Origin of the sequence: Acidisphaera sp. S103 (genome assembly GCF_009765975.1) — a bacterium.
In the GTDB taxonomy this organism is placed as follows: domain Bacteria; phylum Pseudomonadota; class Alphaproteobacteria; order Acetobacterales; family Acetobacteraceae; genus Rhodopila.
In genome coordinates, this window is sequence record NZ_LMUJ01000042.1 from 300,215 (window position 1) to 326,646 (window position 26,432).

Here is a 26,432-nt window from a genome sequence, read left to right on the forward strand (position 1 = left end):
TGGTCAGGCGGTGGCGAGATGGGGACCGTCGCCCGAACCCGGCTTTGAAACATTGGACGGCGAATCGCCGGCGGGCATGTCGGTCTTGCGATCACGCTCGTTTTTCTCCGCCGTGGCGGTTTTGTCCAGGGCAATACGCGCGAGGTCCTCGCGAATGCGGTCGTTGAACCGATGGGTGACCATGTCCATGGCGACGTCGACAGCGTGAGCAAAGCCTTGCGCGTCGGTCCCACCATGCGACTTCACCACCACGCCGTTCAGGCCGACCATCACCGCCCCGTTGTAGCGCCGCGGATCGAGCCATTCCCGCAGCCGGTCCAGGCCGGGACGAACCATCAGATAGGCCAGCTTGCCGGCGATACCGCTGGTGAACACCTGCCGGAGGAACTCGCCGATCAGTTTCAGCGCCCCTTCCCCTGTCTTCAGGGCGACGTTGCCGGTGAACCCGTCGGTCACGATCACATCGGTGGTGCCGGCGGCAATATCGTGGCCCTCGACGAAGCCATGGAACTGCGGGCCGATATGGCTGGCACGCAGGATCTCCGCCGCCTCACGCACCGTGTCGTCGCCTTTCAGCTCCTCCGACCCGACGTTCAGCAGACCGATTGTGGGCGCCGTCAGGCCCAGCACGGTGCGGGCGAACACATCGCCCATCACGGCGAATTCCACCAGATTGCGCACGTCGCACTGCACGTTGGCGCCGAGGTCGAGCATGACGACGTCGCCTCGGGCGGATGGCGCGATTCCGGCCATGGCCGGGCGATCGATCCCCGGCAGGGATTTGATGTAGACTTTTGATAATGCCAGCAGCGCGCCGGTGTTGCCGGCAGATATCAGGCCCGACGCCTCCCGCTGGGCGACCGCGTCGACCGCGAGGCGCATGGAGGACTGCCGGCTGCGCAATGCTGCGGTCGGCTTCATGTCACTGCTGATAACGTCGGGCGCATGCCGCACGGTGCAGGCGGTCCGAGCACGCTTGTTGCGGCTGAGCAGCGCCGTCAGCGCGGGCTCATCACCGATCAGCAGGAACCGCGCCGACGGATGACGTTCGGCGGCAATCTCCAGGCCCTGCACAACCATGTCGGGGGCTTTGTCGCCCCCCATGGCATCCACGGCCAGGGTAAACAGACCGGTCACGGGCGAACCAGGGGCACGCCGCGACCCGGCCTCAGACCCGGACAGCGCCCCGCAGCGGCTTCCCTGCTGCGATCACTTCGCGTCCGTCGTAGTGGCCGCAATGGCTGCACACATGATGGGGCCGCTTCAGTTCACCACAGTTCTTGCACTCCGCGTGCGCTTCATGCGGCAGCGCCTGGTGGCTGCGGCGCATGCCGGCACGGGAGGGGGACGTCTTTCTCTTCGGTACAGCCATGGGACGATGCCCCTTCTCTAACGACGCTTGCCCCGCGAGTTCTGCGAGGCATTCCAGAATCCACGATTGGACGTAAACGCGAGCGGCGCCGTCTAGCAGAGGGGCCGCACTGTCGCAATGGGTTATGCAATCGACTGCGTGTTTGTGTGCGCCGATGCGGCTTCAGGGGCGGTCCTGGGCCGCATGCCAGACGCGCAGGATCGTCACCAGGTCCGAACCGGAGACCCGATAGACGATAAGATAGGGAGGCATGACCACCAACTCACGCGTACCGGCCTGGCGCCCGGGCCGGCCACGGTGGGGAAATATCGTCAGACTGTCACCAGCGAGCAGAAGTTCGCGACCCACGCGCTTGGCTGCAACCGGATTGTCGGCCGCGATGTGGCGAATGATTCGGCCGACATCGGTCAGCGCCCTGGCACGCCAGACGACAGGCAATGGTCAGTGCGGTTGGGGAGGCGGGACGTCGAACTCGCCCTGGGCGAGCCGCAGAAGCCAGATTCGGACCTCCTCATGCTGCACCGTTCGTGGATCAGCGTCCGACTCGGCTATCGCCGCCGCGAGAACGCGGGCCTCCGCTTCGTCATCTTCGATCAGGGGGGCTGGCGTTGTCATGCCAGTAGAATAGCACACAGGCGACCGGGTTGCATCCCTGCGATCCCGAGACGCTGCCAACTGCCACTGACGCTGATCGCCCGGGCCAAATCAGTTGCAGCAGAAGATGTGGTAAAAGTAAGGATATAACCTTACGTTCGGACTGAGGAGGCCCGCTATGTCCGTGATCGAAGCAGTCTGTACCATTACCGCCAAGGGACAAACAACCGTGCCCAAGGCGGTCCGCCAGGCGCTCGGGGTCAGCTACGGCGGACGCGTTACCTTCCGGGTGGAGGACGGCACTGTCAGCGTTCACGCCGCCGCCGAAGCTGACGAAGACCCATTCCTGGCCTTGCTGGAGCGTGACATCGCAGCCCGGCCGGAGGCACTCGTCCCGCTCACGCCGGAACTGGCGGCCCGCATGACGGCCGCGACGCAGGGCGTGGCAGCCGATCCCGACGCACCGATCGAGGGCGACGTGGCCCTGTAGTCCGACCATGCTGCAATGCCACGGCTGGCGGCTGGCCGGCCATCCGCTGCTGCTGGATCAGCTCGACAGACTGATCACCGCGGCCGAACGCGCCCGCATATCCGACGCGGCTGGCTGGCAGGGCAACGCCAACGTGAAACTGCTGGCCACGCTACGCGACCTTATGCTCGACCGTGTGCCGCGCGACCCGCTCGCCACTGAGTTCCGTCAGGGTAACACGCTGGGTCCGGCGCACCGGCACTGGTTTCGCGCCAAGTTCGGCGCCAATCGGTTTCGGCTGTTCCTCCGAGCTGATTCCGCATCACGGATCATCGTCTACGCCTGGGTCAACGACCGCGACACACTGCGCAAGGCCAGTGCCGCGAGCGATCCTTATGCAGTGTTTGCCCGCATGCTCGCCCATGGCAATCCACCCGATACCTGGCCGGGTTTGCTCGCTGCGGCACAGGACCCGGCGACGCTGCAACGTTTCGCGGCGGTCGCACCCAAGCCCTGACCCGGCGGAGCCAGGCCCCCCGGGAGCCGGGGCATTCTCAGTGCAACCGTGCCACGACCTCAGCGTTGGCGCGCATCACCAGGACGCGGCGGATCTTGTGCGACGGTGTCAGCAGGCCGTTCTCGATGGTGAAGGGCGCCACCACCGCGTGCCTGCGGATGCGTTCTGTCACCGACAGCCGCAGGTTGGTCCGGTTGACCGCCAGGGCCACCGCCACGTCGTCGTAGCCCTCCGCCGGGACGACCAGGGCGCTGACGCCGCTGCGCCCTTCCCCGGTCACCACGGCCTGGGCGATCTCGGTTTCGGCCATCAGCATGCCCTCGATCTTGGCCGGTGAGACGTTTTCGCCGCCGGACAGGACGATCATGTCCTTCTTCCGGTCGGTGATCCGCAGATAACCCCGATCCAGTTCGCCGATATCGCCGGTGTGCAGCCAGCCGTCCTGGATCGCTGCGGCGGTGTCCGCCGGCCGGTTCCAGTAGCCGTCCATGACCAGGCCGCCGCGCACCAGAATCTCTCCATCGTCGGCGAGGCGCAGTTCGACCCCGTCCAGCGGCTTGCCGACGGTGTCTATCCGGATGGCGTCCGGCGGGTTGGCGCTGATGACGGGGCCGGCCTCGGTCTGGCCGTAGCCCTGCATGATCCGCAGCCCGAGCGCCTGGAAGAAACGGCCGACCTCCGGTTCCAGGCGCGCCCCGCCGGACATGGCGGCGACCAGCCGTCCGCCGAAGCGGGCGCGGACCTTGGCGCGCACCAGCCGGTCCAGCAGCGGATCGAGCGCCTGTTCCGCCAGCGTCAGCCGAACGCCGTCCAGCCGCTTCAGGCCAGCCGTCACCGCCATCTGGAACAGCCTGCGGCGGAATGGCTTTTCGCGGGCCACCTGGGTCAGCACGCGGGCGCGGATCACCTCCAGCACGCGCGGCACGGCGGTCAGGATGGTCGGGCGGACGGTCAGCATGTCGGCGGCAAGATGCTCGACGCCGCGGGCGTAGACGATTTCCGTTCCCAGGCTCAGAAAGAAGAATTGCCCCACCGTATGTTCGTAGCTGTGCGAGACCGGCAGGTAAGACAGGTATGTCTCGTCCTTCAGCCGCAGCGGCCGTACCAGCTCGAACGCGCCGGCGCAGTTGGACAGGATGCAGCGGTGCGGCAGCATCACCCCGCGCGGCGACCCGCCGGTGCCGGAGGTATAGATCAGGCACGCCAGCGCCGTCGCCGGGATGCCGGCAGCTTCCAGCGCGATGTCGTCCAGTGGGCTCTGGTCCTGGACCAGGCTGTCCCACGCGATGATCCGTGTGGCGCCATCGGCTGGCGGCGCGTCCATCACCACCAGCAAATCCAGACCGTCGACCTTGGCCGCCGCCGCCAGCAGCCGTTCGGCGAGCGCCGCCGAGGAGACGATCGCCACGCGGGCGCCCGAGTCGCGCAGCAGATGCGCGTGATCGTCGACCGTGTTCGTCGTGTAGGCCGGCACCGGAACCACCCTTGTGGCCATCAGCGCCGTCTCCGCGATCGGGAATTCCGGCCGGTTCTCCATGCACAGGACGACGCGGTCCCCCGCCGACACGCCCGCCGCACGCAAACCACGGGCAACCGAGGCTGCCATGCGGCCGAACTCGCCCCAGGTGGTGGACTGCCAGCGCCCATCGCGCCACGCCCGCAGCATTGGCTTGCCGGGCCAGCCGCGCGCCAGGGCAAACATCATGGAGGCCAGGTTCGGCCATGTCGGGTAGGTCTGCACGCATCCTCCGCTGCCGGCGGGCGGGTCATGCGGCCAGCCCTTTGACGTTCGCCTCTCCTAGCTTACATGTCCGAACGATGCAGCAGGCCAGGGACACGAAATCCGCCATGAACGATGCAACTGCCGCCCAAACCGAATCCCTCCCGGCCTGGGACCTGACCGATCTTTACCCGTCCCCCGACAGCAAGGAGGTCGCCGCCGACCTGACCTGGGCGGAACGGCAGGCGAAGGCCTTCGCCCAGGCGCATGCGGGGACGCTGGCCAGCCTGTCCGGCGCCGCGCTCGCCACGGTGATCGCCGAGTATGAACGCATCCAGGAACGGCTGGGCCGCGTCGCGTCCTATGCGCAACTGCTGTTCGCAGGTGATTCCAACGACGCCGCGATCGGCCGCTTCTACCAGACGGTGAACGAACGGGTGACCGCGATCGGCAGCGACCTGATCTTCTTCGCGCTGGAGATGAACCGCATCGACGACACGGTGCTGGAAAACAAGCTGGCCGATCCGGCGCTGGCCCGCTACCGGCCGTGGCTGCGCGACCTGCGGGTGTTCCGGCCGCACCAACTCAGCGACGACCTGGAAAAGCTGACGCATGAGCGCGACCTGACCGCCAGCGCCGCCTGGTCGCGGCTGTTCGACGAAACCATCGCCGCCATGCGGATCAAGTTCGATGGCGAGGATCTGACCGTCAGCGCCACGCTGAACAAACTGTCCGACCGTGACCGTTCCGTGCGGGAGGCCGCCGGCAAGGCCATCGGCTCCGCGTTTGGCGACAATATCAGGCTGTTCTCGCTGATCACCAACACCCTGGCGAAGGACAAGGAGATCGAGGACACGTGGCGCCGCTACCCTCGCCCCGGCAGCTACCGCAATCGTGCCAACATGGTGGAGGATGGAGTCGTCGACGCCCTGGCCACCGCGGTGCGCCAGTCGTACCCCCGGTTGTCGCACCGCTACTACCAGATGAAGGCCAAGTGGCTGGGCCTACCGAAGCTGCAGCACTGGGACCGCAACGCGCCGCTGCCGAACGACGATGACCGGCTGATCGAATGGCCGGACGCCACGCGGCAGGTGCTGGATGCGTATGGCGCGTTCAGTCCGGAACTGGCCTCCGTGGGGCGGCGGTTCTTCGACAATGCCTGGATCGATGCAAGGCTGACCCCGGGGAAGTCCGGTGGTGCCTTCGCCCATCCGACCGTACCCAGCGTGCATCCCTATTTGCTGCTGAACTATCACGGCAAGACGCGCGACGTGATGACGTTGGCCCACGAGCTCGGGCACGGCGTGCACCAGGTGCTGGCCGGCCCGCAGGGCGCGCTGATGTCCGGAACCCCGCTGACCCTGGCGGAAACCGCGAGCGTGTTCGGCGAGATGCTGACATTTCGTTCATTGCTGGATTCGGCCAAGCCGGCACAGCGCCGGCTGATGCTGGCGGCGAAGACCGAGGACATGCTGAACACCGTCGTCCGCCAGGTCGCGTTCTATCAGTTCGAAACCCTGTTGCACGACGAACGCCGCTCGGGAGAACTGCTGCCGGAACGGATCGGTGAGCTGTGGATGCAGGTGCAGACCGAAAGCCTGGGGCCAGCATTCGAGTTCACCCCGGAATACAGCGTGTTCTGGTCGTATGTGCCGCACTTCATTCACTCGCCGTTCTATGTGTATGCGTATGCGTTCGGGGATTGCCTGGTGAACGCGCTGTATTCGGTGTTCCAGGGCGGCCATCCGGGGTTCCAGGCGAAGTATCTGGACATGCTGCGGGCCGGCGGGACGAAGCGGCACAAGGAGCTGCTGGCGCCGTTCGGCCTGGACGCGTCCGATCCAGCGTTCTGGAACAAGGGGCTGGACGTGATCTCCGGGTTTATCGACGAACTTGAGGTGGGCGGCTGAGTCTTAAGACTCAGGCCCTTCTAAAATTCGGCCCGTGGGAGTCACGGCCATGGCATCGCTCTTTTAAGGCAGATTAAGCGGGATAAGGGGGGATGAGGGGGATGGCGCTCGCAATCAGGCCTGGGCGGTGATGCGGCGGATTTCGACTTTGGGTTGGCCGACGTTAATCAGTAGCCACAGGGACTTGCCGGTCGCCAGCAAGTAATTTCGGCATCGCGAGATATGCGTGTTGCTCAACGCGCCGACCACTTTGAGTTCGACGATGACCTGATCCTCGACAAGCAGGTCGGCTGCATATTTGCCAACAATCACGTCGTCGCAAAAGACCACGATTCCTCGCTGCTGCAGCCTGGACTTTCGCATCTCATGCGCAAGGGCATTCTCGTAGACTCAACGAACCCATGACCGAGCGGATCGGCAACCCGAAAAGCACACCCAACGATCCGTTCGGTGACCGACGCCCACAACCGCGCATCCCCTTCATCCCCTCCTTATCCCGCTAATCCGTCTTATAAAACCTGCCTTGGCGTCCGTGCCGACGCCTGAAGGGGGCGAGCATGGCGTTGCTCGGCGTTGGCCTGATAGGGCTGACGGGGACAAAACGACGCTGATTTGGCCACCTCTTGACTCGTCATGGCCCGGCATCAGCCAGCCTGGGCTGTCTGCCACGATAAAGTAACGGATCAGACTTCGCCGGCGCATGTTGGGCCAGCGCGGGATCAACCGTTGCGGAACGTTTCACCGCATCATTGGTTGCGCGTCACGTAGGCCCGCAGCCCGGGGGCGGTAAAGCGCGAGACCGGCAGAACAGCGAAGTCCGCATCGGCCGCAGCGATCAAACGGCGCACCAGTTGCGCCCCGTCATCGTCACCTGGTTCGCGCAGATAGGGCGTGACCTCGTGATCGGCGGCGGTCAGAAGTTCCGCCGTCAGCGCGTCCAGCAACGCCGCCAGATCGTGTTCCGGATTCCAGTCCGTCATGGTGTGCCTCCGCACAAGCCAGCCCGCAGAAGCGCCCGCCGCATGCGCCGGCGCGCGCTGTCATAGGCCAGCGACGACAGGCCGTGCTTGCCGCGGATGTCCTCGGCCGACAGTCCATCCGCCAGTCCCGAGACAATCTGCAAGGCGGTCTGATCGCCGGCGAACAGGCGATAGATCGCGGCGATCGCTTCTCCGGCGGCCAAAACCCGCTCCTGGTCCGGTGCCGGGCAGGCGATCGTCCGGGATACCGAACCGGGGTCATGCGCGGACAGGATCAGGTCGGCTTCGCGCCGCCGCTTGCGCCAGATCTCGTCGCAGATGCTGCGCATCACGCCGGCCAGGAACACCAGCAGCGGCACACCGGGCGGCCATTGCCGCGAGCCGTCCAGCGCGCGCGCCAGAGCCTCATGCAACAGATCGGACCAGGCGACGCCCTGCGGCAGGCCGCGTGCCCGCAGCCGAGCCAGGGCTTGCAGGCGCAGCAGGTCGGTGTCGGACAGCCCCGCCAGCGCACGCGAGACGGCCGCCGCCGAATCCGTTGCGTCGATCGCGGCGCATGGGTTGAACTCCGGCATCTCCATCACGGAGACTATGCGCGTCCCCGCCCCGCGCGCGGACACTGCTCCCCAAAAATATCGCCTGTCCGGACCTGCCGCACCCACGCGCCTTTCCCCACATCAACCGCGGGAGAAGCCGCATGGACATCGACACGATACGCGCCGCCTTTGCCCAGGAACTACGCTACGTGGCCCATATCCGGTCCGGCCGGATCGTCCAGGCCTTCGCGACGGTCCCGCGCGAACGTTTCCTCGGACCGCGGCCGTGGCTGGTCGCCGACTTCGCCGAGGGCCACTGGACCGCCCCCGACGACGATCCCGGCGCGGCCTGCCACAACGTGGTGTTTGCCATCGACGCCGCCCGCAACCTCAACAACGGTCATCCCGAGTTCTGGGCTCGTTTGCTCGACAAACTGGACATCCGCCCCGGCGACACGGTGTACCATATCGGCGCCGGCACCGGCTATTACACCGCCATCATGGCGGAACTGACCGGCCCCGAAGGCACCGTCATCGCCGCCGAGATCGACCCCGGCCTCGCCGAACGGGCACGCACCAACCTGGCGCCGGCGGCGAACGTCCATGTCGTCGCCGGCGACGGCACGTCGTACGATCCCGGCCAAGTCGATGTGATCGTGGTGAACGCCGGCGCGACCCATCCAATGCCGGCGTGGCTCGACGCGTTGATGCCCGGAGGACGGATGCTGCTGCCGCTGACCGCCGACACCCTGCTCGGCACCGTGTTCCGGATCGAGCGCCTGGCGAAACCGGGGGCCTACGCCGCCGCTGCCGTGTCCGGCGTTTCCATCTATCCGTGCGCCGGCGCACGGACGCCGCAAGCCGCGCGATCGCTGACCCGGGCACTCGGTGAGGGCGGACAGAACTTCGTGCGTTCGCTGCGACGGGATCCGCACACCCCTGACGCCACCTGCTGGCTGCATGGCGACACATGTTGCCTGTCGATACAGCCCTGACGGACGTGCACGAACCGTTCCCGCCCACTCCGCCGGCCGGAAGCGGCCGCTGCTTCAGCGTCTCCCGCTACTCGAGCGAAACGATCCTCGCCGCCGGCGTGGGCGGCAGCGGCAAATCGTTGGAGTCCACCACACAACGCCCGATCATTGCACCAGAGCCATCCACACGACCAGCAAACTGAAAGCCATCCCGACGACAGTGATATACAGGCGCATCGTACCGTCTCCTGTCTCAATGGAGACAAGGTGCCGGCCGAGGCGTTATCGCACCGTGAGCCGATCGAGAGGCGCCTTCAGGACCGCCGCTCCGCTGTCACCAGCCGCCGAACCAGATACCCACACCGTGTACAATGCCGATCGGGAAAAATGATGCGGCCGCGACCAAAAGCGACCAGCGATCGTTCGCGGCGCAAAAGACGATCGATGTAAGCCATGCCGAATATGCCAACGCAGCCGGCACGAGAAAGGAGACCGCGGTCGGGATGTCCATGGAGCCAAAGCGGGCGACGCGCATTTTAACCTCTATTGTCCACTGCCATTCCCGGCCTCACCTGCCGGCTACCCGCCCCCCTGCCCCGTCGCAGTTCGTTAACGCGGCATCGACGCACGCGGGTGCGGCACCCCATCAAGATAGCATCCCTTACACCAGAGACCCAAGACTCTGCTCGAACTGTCCGGATGGCTGAGCCGCGGGCATCCTGACACGCCCGCCAGCCATGCGGAACCGCCGCACAGCGGGATGCAAACGAAAAATCTACTGTCAGGTTCACAGCCGATGCCGCGGCCAAGACAGGCCCCCCCGAGCGCGTCCCGCGCGTTTTATCTTGAACGGATCCTCGAACGGATCCTCGCTCACAACGAGACCCGGATTGGCCTCGTCAGCCGTCAGATCAGCCGAATGGTTGCTAAAAATTAAACACCTGTCAGTCGCTCTCTCGTGCGGCGGGCGATCGAGCGATTTCGCAAAATCTTGAATAATGGCGCTTGAGTCAGCTCTGGGCAGCCAGTGATTGCCTCTCACGAAGGCGTCGAACGATGGCCAAGGCCGAGGCCGCCGCTGCCCCTCTCACGCCACAGCCGTCAGTTCCCCATCATCGACCTAGCGCGCGGTGCCGCCCAGATGGATGACCAGTTCAGATGGTCCTTGGAAGCCATCGAACATCGTCGCAGGCAGCATCGCGTCCCCATCCGTCCAGCGCAACCCGGTCTCCGGCTCGAACGCATGGAACCCTGCCGTCAACAGCGCATCGTCCCCCCGGACCACCCGGAACCGCGTCCCGTCGCCCAGTCCCGTGACGGCGGGCGACGGCCTGCCATCCGCGCCTTTTCCCAAGACCCACACAGCGAGGCGAGGATGGCGGGCCTACGCCCACCATGCCATGCGGTGCCGACGGCACCCGCCAAATGATTCGGTTTATTCGCTGCGAGCCCTTAGCGTGATCCGAGCTGATCGAATCGGGGGGGATTCCCGAATCGGCTGTAATCGGATTCAAGCTTCCTGCCGGAGCGGAAGCCGGCAGCGATGTCGAAAGCACTTTCGCTTGATTTACGGCAACGCGTTGTTGCTGCTGTGCGGGACGAGAGATTAAGCCATCGCGCCGCGGCGGCGCGCTTCCAGGTCAGCGCTGCCAGTATCAGCCACTGGCGGGCGCTGGAGCGGCAGTCGGGTCACCTGCGGCCTGGGCCGTTGGGCGGTGATCGGCGCAGTGCTGCGATCGAAGCGCATGCGAGCCTGATCCTGCGAATGTTCGAGGCACGACGCTACGGTCGCTGCCGGCGTGGCGAGCGACTACGGATGAGCGTGCCGCACGGACACTGGAAGACGACCACCTTCATCGCCGGCCTTCGCAACAGCGGCATCGTCGCCCCGTTTGTCATCGACCGCCCGGTCAACCGAACGATCTTTGAAACCTGGGTGCAGCGCGTTCTTGTCCCCAACCTTCGTCGAGGTGACATCGTGATCATGGACAATCTGTCCAGCCACAAAGGCCCACGCGTGCGGGCCCTGATCGAGGCTGCTGGCGCGACGTTGCGATACCTCCCGCCCTACAGTCCCGACTTCACCCCAACCGAGAAGGCCTTTGCCAAGCTCAAGGCCCTTCTACGCAAGGAGGCCGCACGCACGGTCGAGGCGCTTGGGTCCGCCGTCGGACGTATCATCGACCTCATCACACCCGCAGAGTGCGTCAACATGTTCGCATCAGCCGGCTATGATCCAGACTGATCGGACTCCGCTCTAGCGCAGATGTCACCACGTAAATCAGAAATCCTGCAACGCAGGGGCAGATCGGCCTCTGACCTTAAAATAATCCTGTAGTGGTTTATCATAAAATTTGAGGGCTAAGTAGGCGATCTCGGCAACAATGCCTGCCTCGGTGATGCCAAACAGCCAACAGCCGATCTGGCCGAAATGCCAATGCTTCAGCAGTTCTTCTCCGATCCGAAGCACCGGCCCCTGCAAGATGTAGAGGGGATATGAAAGTTCACCAGCGAAGCGGCAACCCCGGACGAGCCTTGGTCCTGGCTCAACCGCCGCTCCGATCGCAATGATCGCCGGAAAAAGCAGAATGACATAGAGGAGGCCGAAAAGGCCTGACATTTGCAACGGCACTAACAAGAGCGCTGCAAAACCCAAGATCAGGCTGAGGCCAATCCAGGAGGCAAAATGTTGGGATAATCTGAATCTGTAGAGTAAAACTCCCGCAAAAAATGGAAACATCACTCGACCGAATCCGTAGGCGAAATTTCCCTGGTTATTGCCGCCGTAAATACCATAGTTCATGAATGCCACCCACGCCAGCACGACGGCGCTGCAGGCGGTCAATATCACTAGCCGCCGCGATGTCAGATGTGGCACGATCGCAGCGTACACGGCGTTTACGAACAGCTCGAACGTGAGAGACCAACTTGCCATGTTGAATGGGTAAGCTGTTTCCCATTGCGGAAACACGTAGGAGGGCAAAAGCAAGAGCGCCAAGGTTCCGCTGAGTGCGATCTGCCGATAGGTGACGTCGAGTTTGAATGTTGCATCCAGGAACGCGAGGGCGATACCCATCGTCGTGCCTAACAGGATCAAGGGATATAAGCGTGCAATCCGTATCCGAGCGAAGGACGCCAGATCCATTGCTCCGGTCTGTAGCCGTCGCTCGTAGGCGAAAGAAACGACGAACCCACTGAGCAGGTAGAAGAAATCGACGGCTAAACCGGCAAACGGAAGGGCTGTCAGGTCATGTTGTTGTACTAGATGCAACATCAACACGACCAATGCTGCGACACCACGAAGGCCATCCAACACCGCAAAACGATGTGCTTTTGTTTGCAATTGAAGCATGAAAGCAGCCTTTGCTACCCAATGCCGAACAGACATGGGCATAATGGTCTTGAGGTCTGGATGCAAGGCGACCATAAGGGTTAGAGTCGAATCGGTTGAAGTTGCGCGCCGACGTCCTTTTAACCGACGTCCACAGCTTACTTTTTTGCATAAAAATGCATATGCGGAATGGCGCACCGCGACGCACCATTTCTACCGAAGTGGCTCTGATAGCGTTGTTCGTTGATTTGCTCCGGTTCCCATCGCGCCAGCACGCCATCGGCCTGGCTCGGTGATGTGTGCGAATGCCAGGGCCAGCACGTCGTATCCCCGGTGAACTCGGCTCCAAGCGCCTGGGGGACGGCCGGAAGCTGGTCGTCCCCCAGGTGCTCAAGCCACCCTTCGCCGGCAAAGGCTTAGCACGCTTTTGACGCTGTAGAGCGTCGAGCCGAGGATTTCGGCAGCCTCCTCACGCGTCACCTCGCCCTGCCCCCGCTCCGTCAGTGTTAAAATTAGCTTTGCCCGGATTGGAGGAGGTGAGCACAGTCCATAAATCGACACGGCAATCTCACGAATGGCCATTCATGCCAAATCCTACCTGCGAATGCGCGGCGAACACCGCAGAGTGGGGCGTGTCGATTACCATAGAATGGTGCACGTCTGACCCCATTTGGGAGAACGTTCCCCTGAATGTCGTTGGCTCCGGAGTCGATCGGCCGTGGGTCATCACATCGGAAAGCCCCAGCACGCCAAATGCGTGATGAGTCACGTTGTTGTTGGCGAGAACGCTTACCAAAAACGTGGACGTTCCTGCCGGTGCGGGTGTTGTGGTTTCAGCGAAGGATTGCACAGATGTAGGTAAGCCTAGTCCGGCGCTGATTGCGGCATGACTGACTAAAGCGGCGTCATCATCGTCGCTGCCCAGGGGGCTTGTCTCTCCGCTTCCACCTGTGAGGATGACAGAACCGCCGTCGATGGCCGACATTCCGCGCGCCCACCCGGCAACAAATCAAAACATCGGGCAGCACCGAGTCAGTCTCTTCTCAGTGTAACTCCGTGCAAACTCAGTGCAACTCGGTGTGCGCTTGATGACTTTCCTGATGACGGCACCCAACGATCGTTCGTGGTCCACAAAGGCGAAACGCGCAAATGGCGCCGCAACCCAGAATAACGCCAAACCATCGGCCCAACCCGCAAACAAAATCATAACGCTAAAAATACATTCCAAACCCCTGACCGTAAGCTCCGCCCCCTCCCAGCGCTAGGACCGCCGCCGCTCGGCCCGAACCGCCATCGACATCGCCGCCTGCCCCAACAGCGCCGATCCCAGCAACACGGTCACCACCGGATAAACCGCACCCGGATGCCAGGTCTCCGCCACCACGGTGCACAGCATCCCGTAGCCCATCTGGATGAACCCGTACATCCCCGAAGCAGCCCCGATCGCCTGAGGATTGACGCTGACCGACCCCGCCAGCGCGAACGGGCTCGCCATCCCCGCCCCCACCATGAACAGGCAAACCGGAGCCACCACTGTCGCCACCGACAGGATCCCACCCATATCCGCCAGCGCGAAAAGTGCCGCGCCGGCGATCCCCACCCCGTTGGCGATCCGCAGCGCCGTCTGCACCGGCAACCGCCCGGCCAGCCGATTGGCACCGAAACTACCGGCCGCCACGCCCCCCATCAGCAGCAGGTAATACAACCCCACCCGCTGGGTCGGCTGATGCAGCAGGCCCTCGAAAATGAACGGCGAGGCTGACATGAACCCATAGAACGACGTGGTCGAGCACGCACCGCCAACCGCGTAGCCGAGGAAGCGCGGCGAACGCAGCAACCGTGCATAAGCCATCGACCGCCGCGACGCCCCCTGCGGCGAAGCCGTCTCCGGCATCAGCAGGCCGCAGGCGACCAATGTCACGCCACCGAATACCGCGAGCAGCACGTAACTCGCCCGCCAGTCGATATACGCTGTCAGAAACCCGCCGATTGCCGGCGCGATGGCGGGAACCATCGCCATCACCAGCGTCAGCAGCGCGAGTTGCCCCGCCGCCCTGTCCGCCGTCGCCCCGTCGCGCACCGCCGCCCGCCCGAGCACCAACCCGGCGCACCCGCCGAGCGATTGCAGGATGCGCGCCCCGATCAGCACCGCGGCGTTCGGTGCCACGGCCGTCACGATGCTGGCGGCGGTGAACAGCGACAACCCCACCAGCAGCACCGGCCGGCGCCCGAACCGGTCGGAGACCGGGCCATACAGCAACTGCCCGATCGCCAGCCCGATCAGATACAGCGTGATGGTCAACTGCGCGGTGCCGATCGACATGCCCAGCGCACGCGCCGTGGCTGGCAGTGCGGGTATGATGACATGCATCCCCAGCGTGCCGCAGGCGGTCATCGCGACCAGCAGAAGAAAAGGTGCCCGCGCGCGACCGCGAAGCGGCGGGTTGGTCAGAAAGCGCATGGTCTGTCCCGATGTCCGAGGCCAGCTTGCCCGGGGGATGGGCGGGGGGCAACTCGGGTTGGGACGAGGGGTCGCCAGATGCGTCAAGAGCGCGACCTTGGCCGGACTTATCCGATTCACGTGGCGAATCGTGGTCGTGTCGCGACCCAGGCTTCCCTGCTATCGGATACCGGGCGATCATGGGTGGCGGGACGGTTTGAGTATCCGCTTCCAACCGGTGTGCCCTCGGCTGAAGCCGGCGTACGGATCCTCGATCCCGCAATCGAGGCCTATCCCGCGGCCCAAAGATCTCCGCCCATGCGCACCGGCACGGCTTCTCGCTTTAGGACGTGGGACACCGACCCAATAGCGGCCAGCTATTGGATCGGTGATTCAACAATCACATGGACGGGTTACCGCCCCTGCCGACTATCCCCGTGCCGGCGGAACCGGAGCCGGCGGCGGGGCCGCGGGCGGCGGGGCTGCTTCGACCGGCGCCGGCGCGGGTGCGGGCTGCGGCTGAGAGCACGCCGCTAGGAGTGCCACGGGAACGACGACGGCGGCCGCGACCGCACTGCGAAACAACCAGTGGCGTGCCACTGTCTCGGAAACGGCGAACATCCGTGCCTCCCTCATTGATTTGCTCGTGGACAAGGTTGAATTTAAGGGCAACTCTTTGCAGAGAGTCAAACCACCAGTTGCGTAGGCCGGCAGAGGTCGAGGAGTGGCATAGTGCGTGCGCCATGGCACAAAATCGACTTTGGCCGTCAAAAGCCATTGACGTCCGTTCGGGGTCATGTGTCCCGGCGGGCCACACTAACCGGCGGCACGATCGCTCTCGCCGCGGCATGCGCGCTTGCCGGATGCGCTGCCGATCCGGAGCCGGATGCGGCGTCAGTGGATGCGCCGCATGCTGATACCGACATCGGAAATCTGATCGGCGGCGCGCCGAATCTGGCGATCGCCGGTCAACACCTGAATGTCGCGTTGCTACGGCGCTTCTACGCGCGACATGACTTCGAGCCGGTATGGACGACCCGGCAAGATCAGGCGAATTCACTGCTGAATGGCGTGCTGCATGCCGGCGACCAAGGTCTCGACCCTGCCCTGTTCCACACTGACCTGCTGCGGCACGAAGCGGCATTGCAGCCGCTTGATCGCGAATTGTTGTTGTCGGACGCCTTCCTTTCGTATGCCGATGCGCTGGCCCGCGGCGCCGTGCCGGTCGAACGCCGAAGAGATGACGAGACCCTGGCACCCAAGCCGATCAATGTGGCTGCCGCGCTCGATGCCGCTATCGACAGCCCCAATCCGGCGGCGGTCATCGAGGCGCTGGCGCCGACGACGCCAACCTACCGGGCACTGCGCGAGGCCTTGCACAAGTATCGCTCGGGCGCCCCGGCGGGCGGCAAGGGCGCGACGAACCGCTTGCGCACGATTGCGGTTAACCTTGAACGCCAGCGCTGGCTGCCGCGGCCGCTGCCGGCGGACCGCGCCTGGGTCAATGTTGCCGACGAGCGGCTGGTGCTTTATCGCGCCGATCGGCCGGTTTTCTCGACGCGGGTGGTTGTCGGCGAGGATATCGAGCGGAATCAGAGCCCAGAGTTCCGCGCCGTAATCGACGCGAGTTTCTACAACCCCCCCTGGGTCGTTCCCAGCGATATCGCCGCGCGGGAGATCCTGCCGAGGGTCAGTCATGACCCCAGTTATTTGACGCGGAACAAGATGATCCTGCTGGCAAATGGCGAGGTAGAGCAACTGCCGGGGCCCGACGCAGGGCTTGGACTGATCATGTTCGATATGCCGAACCGGTTCGACGTCTATCTGCACGACACCCCGGATCAATATATCTTCAACCGCGATGACCGCCGCATCAGCCATGGATGCATCCGGGTGCAGAACCCGCGCGAATTTGCCGCCCTGCTGATGCGCCAGCCGATCGACGCGATCGATCAGGGGATCGCGATGGGCGGCACGACCCGAAACGACCTGCCCACGCCCGTGCCGGTCTTCGTGGTCTACCAGACCGCGTTTGTCGACACCGACGGGACGTTGCGATTTTGCGCGGATTTCTACAATCGTGACGCCGAGATCTGGCGGCAGTTGCAGAGACGCCCTGAAGGGCGAGGTCCCGCGGCAATGGCGGATAAACGCCCGCTGTCACCCGGCCCCATCTAGAGCGTTCTCACCCTGACTGTGCAGGGAGAAAACGCTCTAGCGCTTTGTTTGATCGCATGATTCACGCGCTCTGGACGTTCCGCCCAGCGCGATCATGCTCTAAGGGCTCGCAGCGAATAAACCGGATCATTTGGCGGGCGCCGTCGGCACCGTATGGCATGGTGGGCGTAGGCCCGCCATCGACGCGTCGCTGTGCAGGTCTCGGAAAAGGCATGGATGGCAGGCCTGCGCCTGCCATGACGGAATCGGGCAGCGGTGCGAACACGGCCATGACGCGGGCGCCTGGGTCAGCGATGCGCGGCCCAGCGGGCGGATTTAGTGAACCGTCATCGACGCCGGTATCGCCATGCCGGGGAAAAACGCCAGCCGCGCGCCCAGCGCGGTCACGACGTCGTCCAGTGACGCGAACACGCCAAACTCCGTCAGCACATCCCAATGCACCTGGTCGAGGCGAAAACCATAGGTTTCCCGGCTGATCATGAAGCTGGGGCCCATCGCGTCGTCGCCGCCTTCCGGCAGCAGAACCAGCGTGGCTTCGTCCACGCAGATGCCGTGCAATTCCACCGACCATTCGGGCGCGATGTCCTCCATCGCGTTCTGCACCAGCATCAGATCGGCATTGCCAAGCGGCCGGACCGGTACCGAAAACGTCGAACCAAGGCTGGGAAGATGGCCGAGCCGCTTGATGGACATTGCAATCTCCAGATGTGCCGCGCGCCGCATTGACTCCACAGCAACGAGAACCTCCGCCTTCTGACACACTGGAAAGGTAAAATAAAGTATCTTTTTACGTAAAATTGTCCAAAAATAATACAGTCATTCTCAACCAACCACTACCGTCGCGCCGACCGGGACGCCGCCGCCGATCGGCGTGCCAGCGTCAAAACCGCGTTCCGGCACAGCGCCTGGTCCGGCCAGCCCGTCCGCTTGCAGCCCCGTTCGGCCTCCGCCAGCGCCACCAGCGCCGCGCTCAACGTCGCCGCCGGCCACAACCCCAGCGAGCGGGTAAATGCACCGACCTTCTGGTAGAACACCGGCGGCCGAATACCCTTCACCGCATCGGAGGCCGTCAGTCCCTGCTCATCCATCGCCAGCCGAGCGCGGTGCAGCTTCTGCAAATGCCCCAGCGCGGCGCGCAGGACCTGGACCGGTCCCGCCCCTTCCGCGACCGCGGCCTCCAACGCCCGATCGGCGGTCGCGACGTCGCCGGTAGTCGCGGCAAACAGCGCGTCGTCCAGCGACAGACCCGCCAGATCGCCCACGCAGGTCATCGCCGCATCCAGATCGACCCGGTTCCCCGGCCCGGCAAACAGCGCCAGCTTCTCCAACTCCGACCGCGTGGACGCCCGGTCCGCCCCGAGTTGCTGCGACAACCACGACAACGCATCCGGCTCGACACCGGCACCGTTGGCACGCAGGGTTTCCCGGATCGTTTCTTCCAGCGCACGCCCTTCCTCGGGGTAGCAGGCGATCGCGGCCCCCTCGGGCGCGGCCTCCAACGCCGTCCGCAGCTTCGTCCGAGACGCCAATGCCGGCCCCTCCAGCACCACCAGCGCCGGTGCTCGGCTTTTCAGCACCGCCAGTACCGGTTCGGTCGCCGCGTCGGTCACGTCCCGTACCCGGATCACCCGCCTTCCGCCGATCAGCGACAGCCCCGCCGCCTCGCCGGCCAACTGGCGGATGTCCTCACGCGCCAGGTCCGTCACCAGGAACGGATCGTCCAACGAACCGGCAACCGAGCGTACCAGCGTCTCCGCCCGATCGCGGATCATGCCGGCGTCCTCGCCGAACAACAGCACCACCCGGCAGTCGCCCGGATCGCGCAGGAACGCCTGGATGCGAGCCGGGAGAAGCTTCATCAGCCCGCTTTGGCCTCTTTCGCCGCCTGTTGGCGGAACCAGACGGCAAGCTGGGTCGCGATCTGCGTGGCGATATTGTCGGCGATGCGCTTCGCCTCCGCCTCGGTCTCCAGGTCGGCGGCAAAATACTGCGAGTCGAAGACATTCACAGCGTCCAGCGCCCGGGCACTGCCGGTCATCAGTTTCGTGTGCTTTTCGTCATGACCAGTCAGCGTCCAGGTCGCGGAACCAGTCAGGCGCACCCGGGTGGCGATGTCGTTCGTCTCGATCGCGATGCCTTCGCCGGAAATCCCGAACGTGACGTGCAGGTCATAGCTGGACGGCGTGCCGGAATCGTCGCCGAACCGCTCCTGCAGCGCCTGGCGGAGAAGCTGCCCTGGCCGGTCCGGAATCAGTTCGACATAGACGCTGGACAACCCCCGCGCCGCCGGGCCGGCGTTGTCGGAGGCCGTGGGCATGTAGACCGGCTGAAACCCGCAACCGGCCAAGGCCGTCAGCGAACCCAGGCAGACCCAGCGGCGGCCGATCCCGGCGGTCATCCGGCGACCACGAAGTTGACGATGCGGTTGGGGACATGCACTCGCTTGACGATCCGCTTGCCCTCCAGCGCCTTGGCCACGTTCGGATCGGCTTCCGCCGCCGCCAGCACGATGTCGGCGGCCGCGTTCGGCGCGACCTCGATCGTGCCGCGCAGCTTGCCCATCACCTGCACGGCGATGGTGACGCTTTCGGCCACCAACAGCGCCGGATCGGCCTCCGGCCAGCTCAGTTCCGCCACCAGATGACCGTTGCCGGGAAACAGGCGGGCGTAAATCTCCTCGGCCAGATGTGGCATCATCGGGCTGCTAAGACGTGCCAGCGTCTCCATGGCTTCCCGGCGCGCCCAAGCCAGGCCGGCTTCAGGGGCGGCCCGTTCCGCGTCGGTGACGGCGTTGGCCAGTTCGTACAGACGAGCGACGGCGACGTTGAACGCGAAGGTTTCCAGTGCGTCGGTCACCGCCGCGATGCAGCGATGCGTCGTCCGGCGCAGCGTGCGGCCGGCAGGACCGAACGCATCCGGCATTATCTCGGCGCGCAGTCCGTCCAGCGCCTCGGCGAGGCGGAAGATGCGCTGGGTGAAGCGGAACGCGCCGGCGGCACCGGATTCGGTCCACTCCATGTCGCGTTCGGGTGGGTTGTCGGACAGGATGAACCAGCGGGCGGTATCGGCGCCGTAGCGGGCGATGATGGCACCCGGATCGATGGTGTTGCGCTTGGACTTGCTCATCGCCTCGACGCGGCCGACGGTGACCGGTTCGCCGGTTTCGCGCAGGACCGCGGTGCCGTCGGGTCGCTTCTCGATCTCCTCCGGGTATAGCCAGCGGTTGTCGGCGGAGCGGTAGGATTCGTGGTTCACCATGCCCTGGGTGAACAACCCGGTGAACGGCTCATTCACCGAGACATGGCCGGTGTCCTGCATGCCCCGGGTGAAGAAGCGCGCGTAGAGCAGGTGCAGGATCGCATGTTCGATGCCGCCGATATACTGGTCGACCGGCATCCAGTGATCGACTGCCGCCTTGGTCACCGGTTCGGCGGCGGCGGGACTGCAGAAACGGGCGAAGTACCAGGAACTGTCGACAAAGGTGTCGCAGGTATCGGTTTCCCGCCGAGCCGGCTTGCCGCATTGCGGGCAATCGACATGCTTCCAGGTCGGATGATGGTCCAGCGGGTTGCCGGGCCGGTCGAACGTGACGTCATCCGGCAGGCGAACCGGCAACTGGTCGTCCGGCACCGGCACGATACCGCAGGTTCCGCAATGGATGACCGGGATCGGACAGCCCCAATAGCGCTGCCGCGACATCCCCCAGTCGCGCAGCCGCCAGTTCGTGACCCCCTTGCCCACGCCCTGCTTTTCCAGCGCCTCGATCGCACCGCGCTTGGCGGCATCGACATCCAGCCCGTCCAGGAACCCCGAGTTGAACGCCGTCCCGGGACCGACATAGGCCTCCTTGCCGACGGCGAAGCTGGCCGGATCGGCGGCCGGCGGCAGCACGACAGGGGTGACGTCCAGCCCGTATTTGCGGGCGAAATCCAGGTCGCGCTGATCGTGCGCCGGGCAGCCGAAGATCGCGCCGGTGCCGTATTCCATCAGCACGAAGTTGGCGATCCAGACCGGATAGGTGGCGCCCTCGATGAAGGGATGCCTGACCCGCAGGCCGGTGTCGTAGCCCAGCTTCTCCCCGGTCTCGATCGAGACTTCGGAGGTGCCCCGGCTGCGGCATTCCGCCACGAACGCCGCGGCCTTCGGATCACGGGTGGCCGAAGCGGCGGCCAAAGGATGCTCCGGCGCGACCGCGAGGAACGACATGCCGAACAGCGTGTCCGGCCGGGTGGTGTAGACCTCCACCGTGTCCGCGGATTCGTCCAGGCTGAACGACAGACGGGCGCCCTCGCTGCGGCCGATCCAGTTCGCCTGCATCAGCCGCACCCGCTCCGGCCAACGGTCCATGCCGTCCAGCGCGTCGAGCAACTGCGGCGCATACTTGGTGATGCTGAAAAACCACTGGTTGAGCTGCTTCTTCTCCACCGGCGCGCCGGAGCGCCAGCCCTTGCCGTCGATCACCTGCTCATTGGCCAGCACGGTGCCGTCGACGGGGTCCCAGTTGACCCAGCTCTCCTTGCGCTCGACCAGGCCGGCCTTGAGGAAATCGAGGAACAGCTTCTGCTGGTGGCTGTAGTATTCCGGCTGGCAGGTGGCGAATTCCCGTTCCCACTCCAGCGACAACCCCATGCGCTGCAGTTCGGCGCGCATGTTGGCGATGTTTTCATAGGTCCATTTGGCGGGGTGGATGCCGCGTTCGCGGGCGGCGTTCTCGGCGGGCAGGCCGAAGGCGTCCCAACCCATCGGGTGCATGACCGAGTGGCCGCGGGCGCGCTTGTAGCGGGCGACGACGTCGCCGAGCGTATAATTGCGGACGTGGCCCATATGGATTTTCCCCGACGGGTAGGGAAACATCTCCAGCACGTAGTATTTCGGCTTGCCGTCGGTCGGGACATCGGCAACGCGGAAGCAGGCGCGATCCGCCCAGGCCTGCTGCCATTTGGGTTCGGCGGCGGCGAAGTCGTAGCGCGGGCCGGCGTCCGGGGCCACTTGCTCCTGCCGGGGTTGGGTTAGGCTTGTGTCGCTCATGGGGGAATGTATCGGGCGCGGCAGCGTCACTTGCAAGTCTTCATGGATGGTATCGTTGACGGATAGGGATGAAGCCTGTCCGCCATACGGGGTGATGCCGCGCGCCCCTCGCCCGCGGCCAGCCCGGACCGCCGGTTCAGGCCGCGTTCACGAGGTGTGCCAGCTCGCCGGATGGCTGCCAGTCGGTGCCGAGTTCCTCCTCAATGCGCTTGCACGCCAGGTCCACGATCGACGACCAGTCGTCCGCCACAAGGTGGGATGCGGAAGAACCGCAGCAGCAGGTTTTGCACCAGCCAATCCGGCTCCATGCGCGGACTGCCGGCGTAGGGGTCGGTCACGGTGTTCTGCGACGCGGCATTGCCGAACAGCACCACCTCGGTCCAGTCGTGGGTCAGGTCGTAGCCGCCCTCGGTGCGGCAGGCCTCGGTGGCGTCGATCAGTTCGGCGGACTGGCCATTGGCAACAGGCACACGAAGGCGGCCGTAGATACCGTCGCGCTGGCAGAGGATCACCTGGCTGACCGTTCCGTCCTTGCAGGACCGGTAGCACAACCCGTGCTTGTTCGACGGCAGCGAGGCCACCTTGGCGCCCATGCCGAAATTGGTGTCGAGGCTGTTCTGTTTGTACAACGAGGGCGCCAGGTCGCAGATCCGGTCGGGTTCGACGGCCGACATGCCCTGGCCGGGGTTGCGGATGCACGGTTTCGGGATGCCATCGATCGTGACGGCTGTTATGTCTACACGTTTGTCGGTCACGGCGTGGCCGGCGGCCTCTATGGCGTTGACCAGAAGCTCGTGGATCATCGTTGTCTTCGGGAAACGGTCTATCGTGCTGGACACAAGGAACGCTTCGTTGGCGACACGCAATGCGGTTACGGGAGCGTGATCGGACATGGGAATTCCGGCTGGTGGCGTTCCAGCGTACCGTATTGCATAGACAATTACACTTATAGTTTCATTCCTTGTTTGGAATATGGTGGCGCGCCATCGGGTTGCCAGCCGAACAGGTCAGGCGGCTGGGGATATTGCCGGCTTGGTGCATCCGTTCTATCGGCTGGAAACAACGCGGTGGAGAGAACGGGCATGGCGATTCAGGACTACCAGTTGGATATCCTGGTGCAGGGCTATCCGGGCAAATCGGTGTGCCATGGCGGGCTGGGGTGGAGCACGATCGTGCTGCTGCGCGGCAACGGCCGGGTGGCGCTGGTCGATTGCGGGACGTTCAGCCATCGTTCCAACCTGATCAACGGGTTGGCGCGGCATGGGCTGACGCCGGCGGATGTGACGGATGTGGTGCTGACGCACTCGCATCATGATCATGCGATCAACTGGGTGCTGTTTCCGAAGGCGACGATCTGGATCGGGTCGGAGGAGCTGGACTGGTCGGTGAAAGAGCCCTGGGGCAGCACGCCGGTGCCGGAGCTTTACGTGCGGGAGCTGGCGGGGTCGCCTCAGTTGAAGCGGATCGGGCATGGCGGGACGGTGCTGCCGGGCATGGTCGCCTATGACGCGCCCGGGCATACGCCGGGGCACCTGATTTTCTACCTGTCCGGCAACGAACGCGACGTGCTGTTCACCGGCGATGCGGCGAAGAACCGGATCGAGCTGCTGACGCGGGCAGCGGATATGACGTACGATCCGTCGGTCACCGCGGCGTCGATCGAGAGCATGTGGGTTTTGTGGCGGCAGCGTCCGGGCACGCTGCTGGTGCCGGGGCACGATCTGCCGATGCTGCTGGAGGACGGACAGCCGGTGTTTGTCGGCAAGCGGCAGGCGGCGATCGAGTCGTGGTTCGAGGACTCGTTGGAGAAGACGACGCGGTTCGAGCTGGTGCTGTAGGGGCGCTGTATTTCGGACGGAAAGTCGTGGGTCACCGGGCCAAGCCCGGTGATGACACGAGGGGCCGGTGATGACACGAGGGGGGAGATGTCAGTGCCGTTAGTGCAGCATCCCCAGGAAGGTTTGCAGGGCGGGGATGACGATTTCCGGGGCGTCTTCCTGGATGTAGTGGCCGGCGTCGGGCACCCGGATAATGGGGGCGTTTGGCCATAGGCCGGCGAAGTCGGCGATGGCGAGTGCCGGGGGGATGGCTCGGTCCAGCATGCCCTCGATCATCAGGGCGGGTTTGTCGCGCAGGGATGCGACGCCGGGGGCGCCTTCTTTCACGAAATCTCGGATGCGGCCCAAAGCGAGGTCCAGGGGGAATTCGATCGCGCCTTTGCAGTCGGCTGGGGTGGGGAATGGGGCTCCGTAGGCTTTTATGAAGGTGGGGTCGACGCGGTCCAGGCGTTGCAGGCCGACGATCTGCAGGACCGACAGGATAGTGGAACCGAGCTGAGAGAGGACGGCCTCGGTGCGGCCGGTGGGCAGACCGTCGCGTATCCAGCGGAACCAGGGGGTTTCCACCGGGTTGGGCAGGTCTCGGCGGCCGGCGGTGCCATAGCCGACGACGGTGTTCATCAGCACCAGGCTGTGGATGCGTTCGGGATGGCGGACGGCGTAGCCGACGCCGATCGGGCCGCCCCAATCCTGCATTACCAGGGTGATGTCGCGCAGGTCGAGGGCGTCGATCAGCGCAGTGAGGTTCTCGACGTGGGTGCGGAGGGTGTAAGCGCGGTCGGGCGGGGTCTGGCTTTTGCCGAAACCCATGTGGTCGGGGACGATCACCCGGTGCGTGACCGCGAGGGGCGGGATGAATTTACGGTAGATGTAGCCCCAGGTGGGCTGGCCGTGCAGCAGGATGATGGGACGGCCTTTGCCTTCGTCGGCGTAGTGCTGGCGGAAGCCGGCGGCTTCGGTGAAATGCGGGGCGAAGGGCCAGGTGTTGTCGAAGGTCTCGTCGGCCGGAATCATGGGTGCTGCCTCCCGTTGCGGCGGGGGAGTGTGCCGCTCCGGGTTGGGTGTGGGAAGGGACGGTTCGGCGGGATCGGAGTCGCTACGGCGGCGGGGTCCAGTCGATCTGGTCGAACAGGCGGCGCAGTTTCAGGCCGCGGGGGAAATTGACCTGCTCGACCCAGGCGATGCGGCCGTCGAGATGGGTTCGGAAGTCGGGGATCGCCTCGCGGTTCTGGGCGGCGGGGCCGGTGCGGGTGCAGTTGTGCAGGATTGCCTTCAGCGTATCGAACTCGGCGCGTCCGATATTGCAATGTTCGTTGACCACGATGCCGGTGACGCGCTGGCGGGTACTGCGTGGCATGATTCGTGTCTTTGCCGTGTTGAGGGCGAATCCTTCCTCTTCCAGGATCGTTTCGACCGTCCGGCGGAAGCGATCGATACGGGCTACGAATGCTTCGTCGCCGGAGAAGGCGAGGTCGTCGGCATAGCGGGTGTAGTTGGCCTCGGCGGATCGGGCCAGTCCGTCCAGGCGGCGGTCGAGCGTCCAGGCCAGGAGGTTGGCGAGCGCGGGTGAGGTCGGTGCGCCCTGCGGCAGATGCGGCACGCGGTACAGGGCGTGGTCGGGGTGCTGGGGGTCGGGGAACACGCCGGAGGGCGTGGTTGTCGTGCAGAGGCCGGTCAAACGCCGAGCGACGGCCCATGGATAGCCGAGGGAGCGGAACAGGCCGTGGATGCGGGGCAGGCCGATCGAGGGGAAGAACTGTGTCAGGTCGAAGGTGGCGACGATGGCCTCGCCGGCGTGGATCTGGGCGCCGGTGAGGCAGGAGCGGCCGGCGACGAAGCCGTGGATTCGGGGGTGCGTTGGGACGGGGGAGAGGATTTCGCGCAGGATGCGGCGCTGGATGGCTTTCAGGCGCGGTTTGGGGGCTTCGATCAGGCGGGGTGCGCCGGTGCGTTTGCTGGCGAACGTGTAGTGGTAGTGCCGAAGTGGGGGGCGGGTTACACGGCTGTGGCGCCGGCGTTCGTCGGCCAGCCAGTCGAGTTGTTCGGGGGATTGGCCTAGCCACGCGGCCAGGTCTCCCTGGGTTGCCAGTGCGGGAATGGGGAGGCCGGCGAAGGGTGGCGTTGGGGCGAAGCGCGGCGGGGCGAGGACGGCGGGGATCGGGCGTTCGGGGTGGGGTTTGAACGATCTCGATCTGACCAGATAGGTGGTCAGGGCTTGGGGTGTGGGGGGATAGGTAGCCTCGGCCAGTGCGGCCACGTCTGTGATCAGATCGGCGCGTGCCCGTAGGTCGACGGGTCCCAGTACGGCGTCGATGACGATCGCGATGGCCTCTTGTGTCCACGGTCCGGCCAGCAGGCGCGCGGCGAGGTTGTTGGCCGCCCAGTGTCTCGTTGGCATACAGGTCCGATCCGGCAGCAGGACGGGCGTGACGATTCTTCCAACCCAACCCGTCCGGCATGGCCGACCGTAGGCGGAAGCCTACCCACGTCCATGCAACGTTCTGCCTTGGAAACGCGACTAACCCCGGGGTTGCCCCGAAGATCC

The 26,432-nt window shown here is 64.9% G+C and carries 25 protein-coding genes and 1 pseudogene; 7 read left to right on the forward strand and 19 right to left on the reverse strand.

The window, feature by feature from the left end; all coding sequences use genetic code 11:
* Positions 1–3: 3 nt before the first annotated feature.
* From plsX to GSQ89_RS11725, 3 genes are all read right to left on the reverse strand, one after another.
* Entirely contained in the window at positions 4–1,104 is a 1,101-nt protein-coding gene (gene plsX / locus GSQ89_RS11715; RefSeq protein ID WP_158925309.1) for a phosphate acyltransferase PlsX, read from the reverse strand.
* A 64-nt stretch (positions 1,105–1,168) separates the two neighbouring features.
* Positions 1,169–1,372 (reverse strand): 50S ribosomal protein L32, encoded by a 204-nt coding sequence (gene rpmF / locus GSQ89_RS11720; protein ID WP_158925208.1) that lies wholly within the window; start codon positions 1,370–1,372, stop codon positions 1,169–1,171.
* A 162-nt stretch (positions 1,373–1,534) separates the two neighbouring features.
* Positions 1,535–1,810, reverse strand: coding sequence for a type II toxin-antitoxin system RelE/ParE family toxin (locus GSQ89_RS11725; RefSeq protein ID WP_158925210.1), 276 nt, complete (start codon positions 1,808–1,810; stop codon positions 1,535–1,537).
* 334 nt (positions 1,811–2,144) lie between these two features.
* On the opposite strand from GSQ89_RS11725, the gene GSQ89_RS11730 reads away from it, so the two are divergent.
* On the forward strand, positions 2,145–2,456 hold the full coding sequence (locus GSQ89_RS11730) for a type II toxin-antitoxin system PrlF family antitoxin (protein WP_158925212.1): 312 nt from the start codon (positions 2,145–2,147) through the stop codon (positions 2,454–2,456).
* 10 nt (positions 2,457–2,466) lie between these two features.
* Complete coding sequence (locus tag GSQ89_RS11735) at positions 2,467–2,952, forward strand: type II toxin-antitoxin system YhaV family toxin (protein WP_158925311.1); 486 nt, start codon at positions 2,467–2,469, stop codon at positions 2,950–2,952.
* A gap of 37 nt (positions 2,953–2,989) precedes the next feature.
* Here the strand turns inward: GSQ89_RS11735 and GSQ89_RS11740 are convergent, their stop codons facing one another.
* Positions 2,990–4,693 carry a long-chain fatty acid--CoA ligase gene (locus GSQ89_RS11740; protein ID WP_254073174.1) on the reverse strand — a complete coding sequence of 568 codons (1,704 nt, stop codon included), beginning with the start codon at positions 4,691–4,693 and terminating at the stop codon, positions 2,990–2,992.
* A 107-nt stretch (positions 4,694–4,800) separates the two neighbouring features.
* Here GSQ89_RS11740 and GSQ89_RS11745 point away from each other — a divergent pair, with 107 nt between their 5' ends.
* Complete coding sequence (locus GSQ89_RS11745; protein WP_254073175.1) at positions 4,801–6,582, forward strand: M3 family oligoendopeptidase; 1,782 nt, start codon at positions 4,801–4,803, stop codon at positions 6,580–6,582.
* 114 nt (positions 6,583–6,696) lie between these two features.
* Here GSQ89_RS11745 and GSQ89_RS11750 read toward each other — a convergent pair.
* From GSQ89_RS11750 to GSQ89_RS11760, 3 genes and pseudogenes are all read right to left on the reverse strand, one after another.
* Positions 6,697–6,960 (reverse strand): annotated as a pseudogene (locus tag GSQ89_RS11750) (GxxExxY protein); the annotation flags it as partial.
* A 368-nt stretch (positions 6,961–7,328) separates the two neighbouring features.
* Complete coding sequence (locus GSQ89_RS11755) at positions 7,329–7,562, reverse strand: hypothetical protein (RefSeq protein WP_158925216.1); 234 nt, start codon at positions 7,560–7,562, stop codon at positions 7,329–7,331.
* Positions 7,559–8,146 (reverse strand): RNA polymerase sigma factor, encoded by a 588-nt coding sequence (locus tag GSQ89_RS11760; protein WP_216856120.1) that lies wholly within the window; start codon positions 8,144–8,146, stop codon positions 7,559–7,561. The genes GSQ89_RS11755 and GSQ89_RS11760 overlap by 4 nt, the downstream gene beginning before the upstream one ends.
* Positions 8,147–8,259: 113 nt before the next feature.
* On the opposite strand from GSQ89_RS11760, the gene GSQ89_RS11765 reads away from it, so the two are divergent.
* On the forward strand, positions 8,260–9,093 hold the full coding sequence (locus GSQ89_RS11765) for a protein-L-isoaspartate O-methyltransferase (protein WP_158925218.1): 834 nt from the start codon (positions 8,260–8,262) through the stop codon (positions 9,091–9,093).
* Between the two features lie 313 nt (positions 9,094–9,406).
* Here the strand turns inward: GSQ89_RS11765 and GSQ89_RS11770 are convergent, their stop codons facing one another.
* Both GSQ89_RS11770 and GSQ89_RS11775 read right to left on the reverse strand, forming a co-directional pair.
* The gene (locus GSQ89_RS11770; RefSeq protein ID WP_158925220.1) at positions 9,407–9,607 is read right to left on the reverse strand and encodes a hypothetical protein; all 201 of its coding nucleotides are present in this window, start codon (positions 9,605–9,607) and stop codon (positions 9,407–9,409) included.
* Positions 9,608–10,192: 585 nt separating this feature from the next.
* Positions 10,193–10,357, reverse strand: coding sequence for a hypothetical protein (locus GSQ89_RS11775; protein ID WP_158925222.1), 165 nt, complete (start codon positions 10,355–10,357; stop codon positions 10,193–10,195).
* Positions 10,358–10,615: 258 nt separating this feature from the next.
* Between GSQ89_RS11775 and GSQ89_RS11780 the strand changes: the two genes are divergently transcribed.
* Positions 10,616–11,317, forward strand: coding sequence for an IS630 family transposase (locus GSQ89_RS11780; protein WP_158925224.1), 702 nt, complete (start codon positions 10,616–10,618; stop codon positions 11,315–11,317).
* Between the two features lie 36 nt (positions 11,318–11,353).
* Here GSQ89_RS11780 and GSQ89_RS11785 read toward each other — a convergent pair whose 3' ends face one another.
* The 3 genes from GSQ89_RS11785 to GSQ89_RS11795 form a co-directional block, all read right to left on the reverse strand.
* On the reverse strand, positions 11,354–12,424 hold the full coding sequence (locus GSQ89_RS11785) for an acyltransferase (protein WP_158925226.1): 1,071 nt from the start codon (positions 12,422–12,424) through the stop codon (positions 11,354–11,356).
* Positions 12,425–12,971: 547 nt separating this feature from the next.
* Positions 12,972–13,388 carry a hypothetical protein gene (locus GSQ89_RS11790; RefSeq protein ID WP_158925228.1) on the reverse strand — a complete coding sequence of 139 codons (417 nt, stop codon included), beginning with the start codon at positions 13,386–13,388 and terminating at the stop codon, positions 12,972–12,974.
* A 276-nt stretch (positions 13,389–13,664) separates the two neighbouring features.
* A complete protein-coding gene (locus tag GSQ89_RS11795; protein ID WP_158925230.1) occupies positions 13,665–14,864 on the reverse strand; it encodes a multidrug effflux MFS transporter in 1,200 nt (399 codons plus the stop codon).
* Between the two features lie 711 nt (positions 14,865–15,575).
* Between GSQ89_RS11795 and GSQ89_RS11800 the strand changes: the two genes are divergently transcribed.
* The gene (locus GSQ89_RS11800) at positions 15,576–17,021 is read left to right on the forward strand and encodes a L,D-transpeptidase family protein (RefSeq protein WP_158925232.1); all 1,446 of its coding nucleotides are present in this window, start codon (positions 15,576–15,578) and stop codon (positions 17,019–17,021) included.
* Positions 17,022–17,336: 315 nt separating this feature from the next.
* Here the strand turns inward: GSQ89_RS11800 and GSQ89_RS11805 are convergent, their stop codons facing one another.
* From GSQ89_RS11805 to GSQ89_RS11825, 5 genes are all read right to left on the reverse strand, one after another.
* A complete protein-coding gene (locus tag GSQ89_RS11805; protein ID WP_158925234.1) occupies positions 17,337–17,714 on the reverse strand; it encodes a hypothetical protein in 378 nt (125 codons plus the stop codon).
* Positions 17,715–17,854: 140 nt separating this feature from the next.
* Positions 17,855–18,880: a DNA polymerase III subunit delta gene (holA, locus tag GSQ89_RS11810; protein WP_158925236.1), complete on the reverse strand. Its 1,026-nt coding sequence runs from the start codon at positions 18,878–18,880 to the stop codon at positions 17,855–17,857.
* Positions 18,880–19,419 carry an LPS assembly lipoprotein LptE gene (gene lptE / locus GSQ89_RS11815; protein WP_158925238.1) on the reverse strand — a complete coding sequence of 180 codons (540 nt, stop codon included), beginning with the start codon at positions 19,417–19,419 and terminating at the stop codon, positions 18,880–18,882. Before lptE ends, holA begins: the two co-directional genes overlap by 1 nt.
* Positions 19,416–22,049 carry a leucine--tRNA ligase gene (gene leuS / locus GSQ89_RS11820; protein WP_158925240.1) on the reverse strand — a complete coding sequence of 878 codons (2,634 nt, stop codon included), beginning with the start codon at positions 22,047–22,049 and terminating at the stop codon, positions 19,416–19,418. Before leuS ends, lptE begins: the two co-directional genes overlap by 4 nt.
* Before the next feature lie 200 nt (positions 22,050–22,249).
* Positions 22,250–22,942, reverse strand: a complete 693-nt coding sequence (locus GSQ89_RS11825; protein ID WP_158925242.1) for a hypothetical protein — start codon at positions 22,940–22,942, stop codon at positions 22,250–22,252.
* 189 nt (positions 22,943–23,131) lie between these two features.
* On the opposite strand from GSQ89_RS11825, the gene GSQ89_RS11830 reads away from it, so the two are divergent.
* On the forward strand, positions 23,132–23,887 hold the full coding sequence (locus tag GSQ89_RS11830; protein ID WP_158925244.1) for an MBL fold metallo-hydrolase: 756 nt from the start codon (positions 23,132–23,134) through the stop codon (positions 23,885–23,887).
* Between the two features lie 99 nt (positions 23,888–23,986).
* Here GSQ89_RS11830 and GSQ89_RS11835 read toward each other — a convergent pair whose 3' ends face one another.
* Both GSQ89_RS11835 and GSQ89_RS11840 read right to left on the reverse strand, forming a co-directional pair.
* On the reverse strand, positions 23,987–24,901 hold the full coding sequence (locus GSQ89_RS11835) for an alpha/beta fold hydrolase (protein ID WP_158925246.1): 915 nt from the start codon (positions 24,899–24,901) through the stop codon (positions 23,987–23,989).
* Positions 24,902–24,983: 82 nt separating this feature from the next.
* Positions 24,984–26,285, reverse strand: coding sequence for a reverse transcriptase family protein (locus tag GSQ89_RS11840; protein WP_158925248.1), 1,302 nt, complete (start codon positions 26,283–26,285; stop codon positions 24,984–24,986).
* Positions 26,286–26,432: the final 147 nt, after the last annotated feature.

What these genes read in the sequence shown, in the direction of transcription:
- GSQ89_RS11770 (WP_158925220.1), bottom strand. Translation starts at nt 9,607, where the DNA reads ATGCGCGTCGCCCGCTTTGGCTCCATGGACATCCCGACCGCGGTCTCC.
- GSQ89_RS11830 (WP_158925244.1), top strand. Translation starts at nt 23,132, where the DNA reads ATGGCGATTCAGGACTACCAGTTGGATATCCTGGTGCAGGGCTATCCG.
- GSQ89_RS11780 (WP_158925224.1), top strand. Translation starts at nt 10,616, where the DNA reads ATGTCGAAAGCACTTTCGCTTGATTTACGGCAACGCGTTGTTGCTGCT.
- lptE (WP_158925238.1), bottom strand. Translation starts at nt 19,419, where the DNA reads ATGACCGCCGGGATCGGCCGCCGCTGGGTCTGCCTGGGTTCGCTGACG.
- GSQ89_RS11835 (WP_158925246.1), bottom strand. Translation starts at nt 24,901, where the DNA reads ATGATTCCGGCCGACGAGACCTTCGACAACACCTGGCCCTTCGCCCCG.
- GSQ89_RS11755 (WP_158925216.1), bottom strand. Translation starts at nt 7,562, where the DNA reads ATGACGGACTGGAATCCGGAACACGATCTGGCGGCGTTGCTGGACGCG.
- GSQ89_RS11795 (WP_158925230.1), bottom strand. Translation starts at nt 14,864, where the DNA reads ATGCGCTTTCTGACCAACCCGCCGCTTCGCGGTCGCGCGCGGGCACCT.
- GSQ89_RS11765 (WP_158925218.1), top strand. Translation starts at nt 8,260, where the DNA reads ATGGACATCGACACGATACGCGCCGCCTTTGCCCAGGAACTACGCTAC.
- GSQ89_RS11790 (WP_158925228.1), bottom strand. Translation starts at nt 13,388, where the DNA reads ATGTCGGCCATCGACGGCGGTTCTGTCATCCTCACAGGTGGAAGCGGA.
- holA (WP_158925236.1), bottom strand. Translation starts at nt 18,880, where the DNA reads ATGAAGCTTCTCCCGGCTCGCATCCAGGCGTTCCTGCGCGATCCGGGC.
- GSQ89_RS11785 (WP_158925226.1), bottom strand. Translation starts at nt 12,424, where the DNA reads ATGCTTCAATTGCAAACAAAAGCACATCGTTTTGCGGTGTTGGATGGC.
- GSQ89_RS11805 (WP_158925234.1), bottom strand. Translation starts at nt 17,714, where the DNA reads ATGTCCATCAAGCGGCTCGGCCATCTTCCCAGCCTTGGTTCGACGTTT.
- GSQ89_RS11840 (WP_158925248.1), bottom strand. Translation starts at nt 26,285, where the DNA reads ATGCCAACGAGACACTGGGCGGCCAACAACCTCGCCGCGCGCCTGCTG.
- GSQ89_RS11730 (WP_158925212.1), top strand. Translation starts at nt 2,145, where the DNA reads ATGTCCGTGATCGAAGCAGTCTGTACCATTACCGCCAAGGGACAAACA.
- GSQ89_RS11825 (WP_158925242.1), bottom strand. Translation starts at nt 22,942, where the DNA reads ATGTCCGATCACGCTCCCGTAACCGCATTGCGTGTCGCCAACGAAGCG.
- plsX (WP_158925309.1), bottom strand. Translation starts at nt 1,104, where the DNA reads ATGGGGGGCGACAAAGCCCCCGACATGGTTGTGCAGGGCCTGGAGATT.
- leuS (WP_158925240.1), bottom strand. Translation starts at nt 22,049, where the DNA reads ATGAGCGACACAAGCCTAACCCAACCCCGGCAGGAGCAAGTGGCCCCG.
- rpmF (WP_158925208.1), bottom strand. Translation starts at nt 1,372, where the DNA reads ATGGCTGTACCGAAGAGAAAGACGTCCCCCTCCCGTGCCGGCATGCGC.
- GSQ89_RS11745 (WP_254073175.1), top strand. Translation starts at nt 4,801, where the DNA reads ATGAACGATGCAACTGCCGCCCAAACCGAATCCCTCCCGGCCTGGGAC.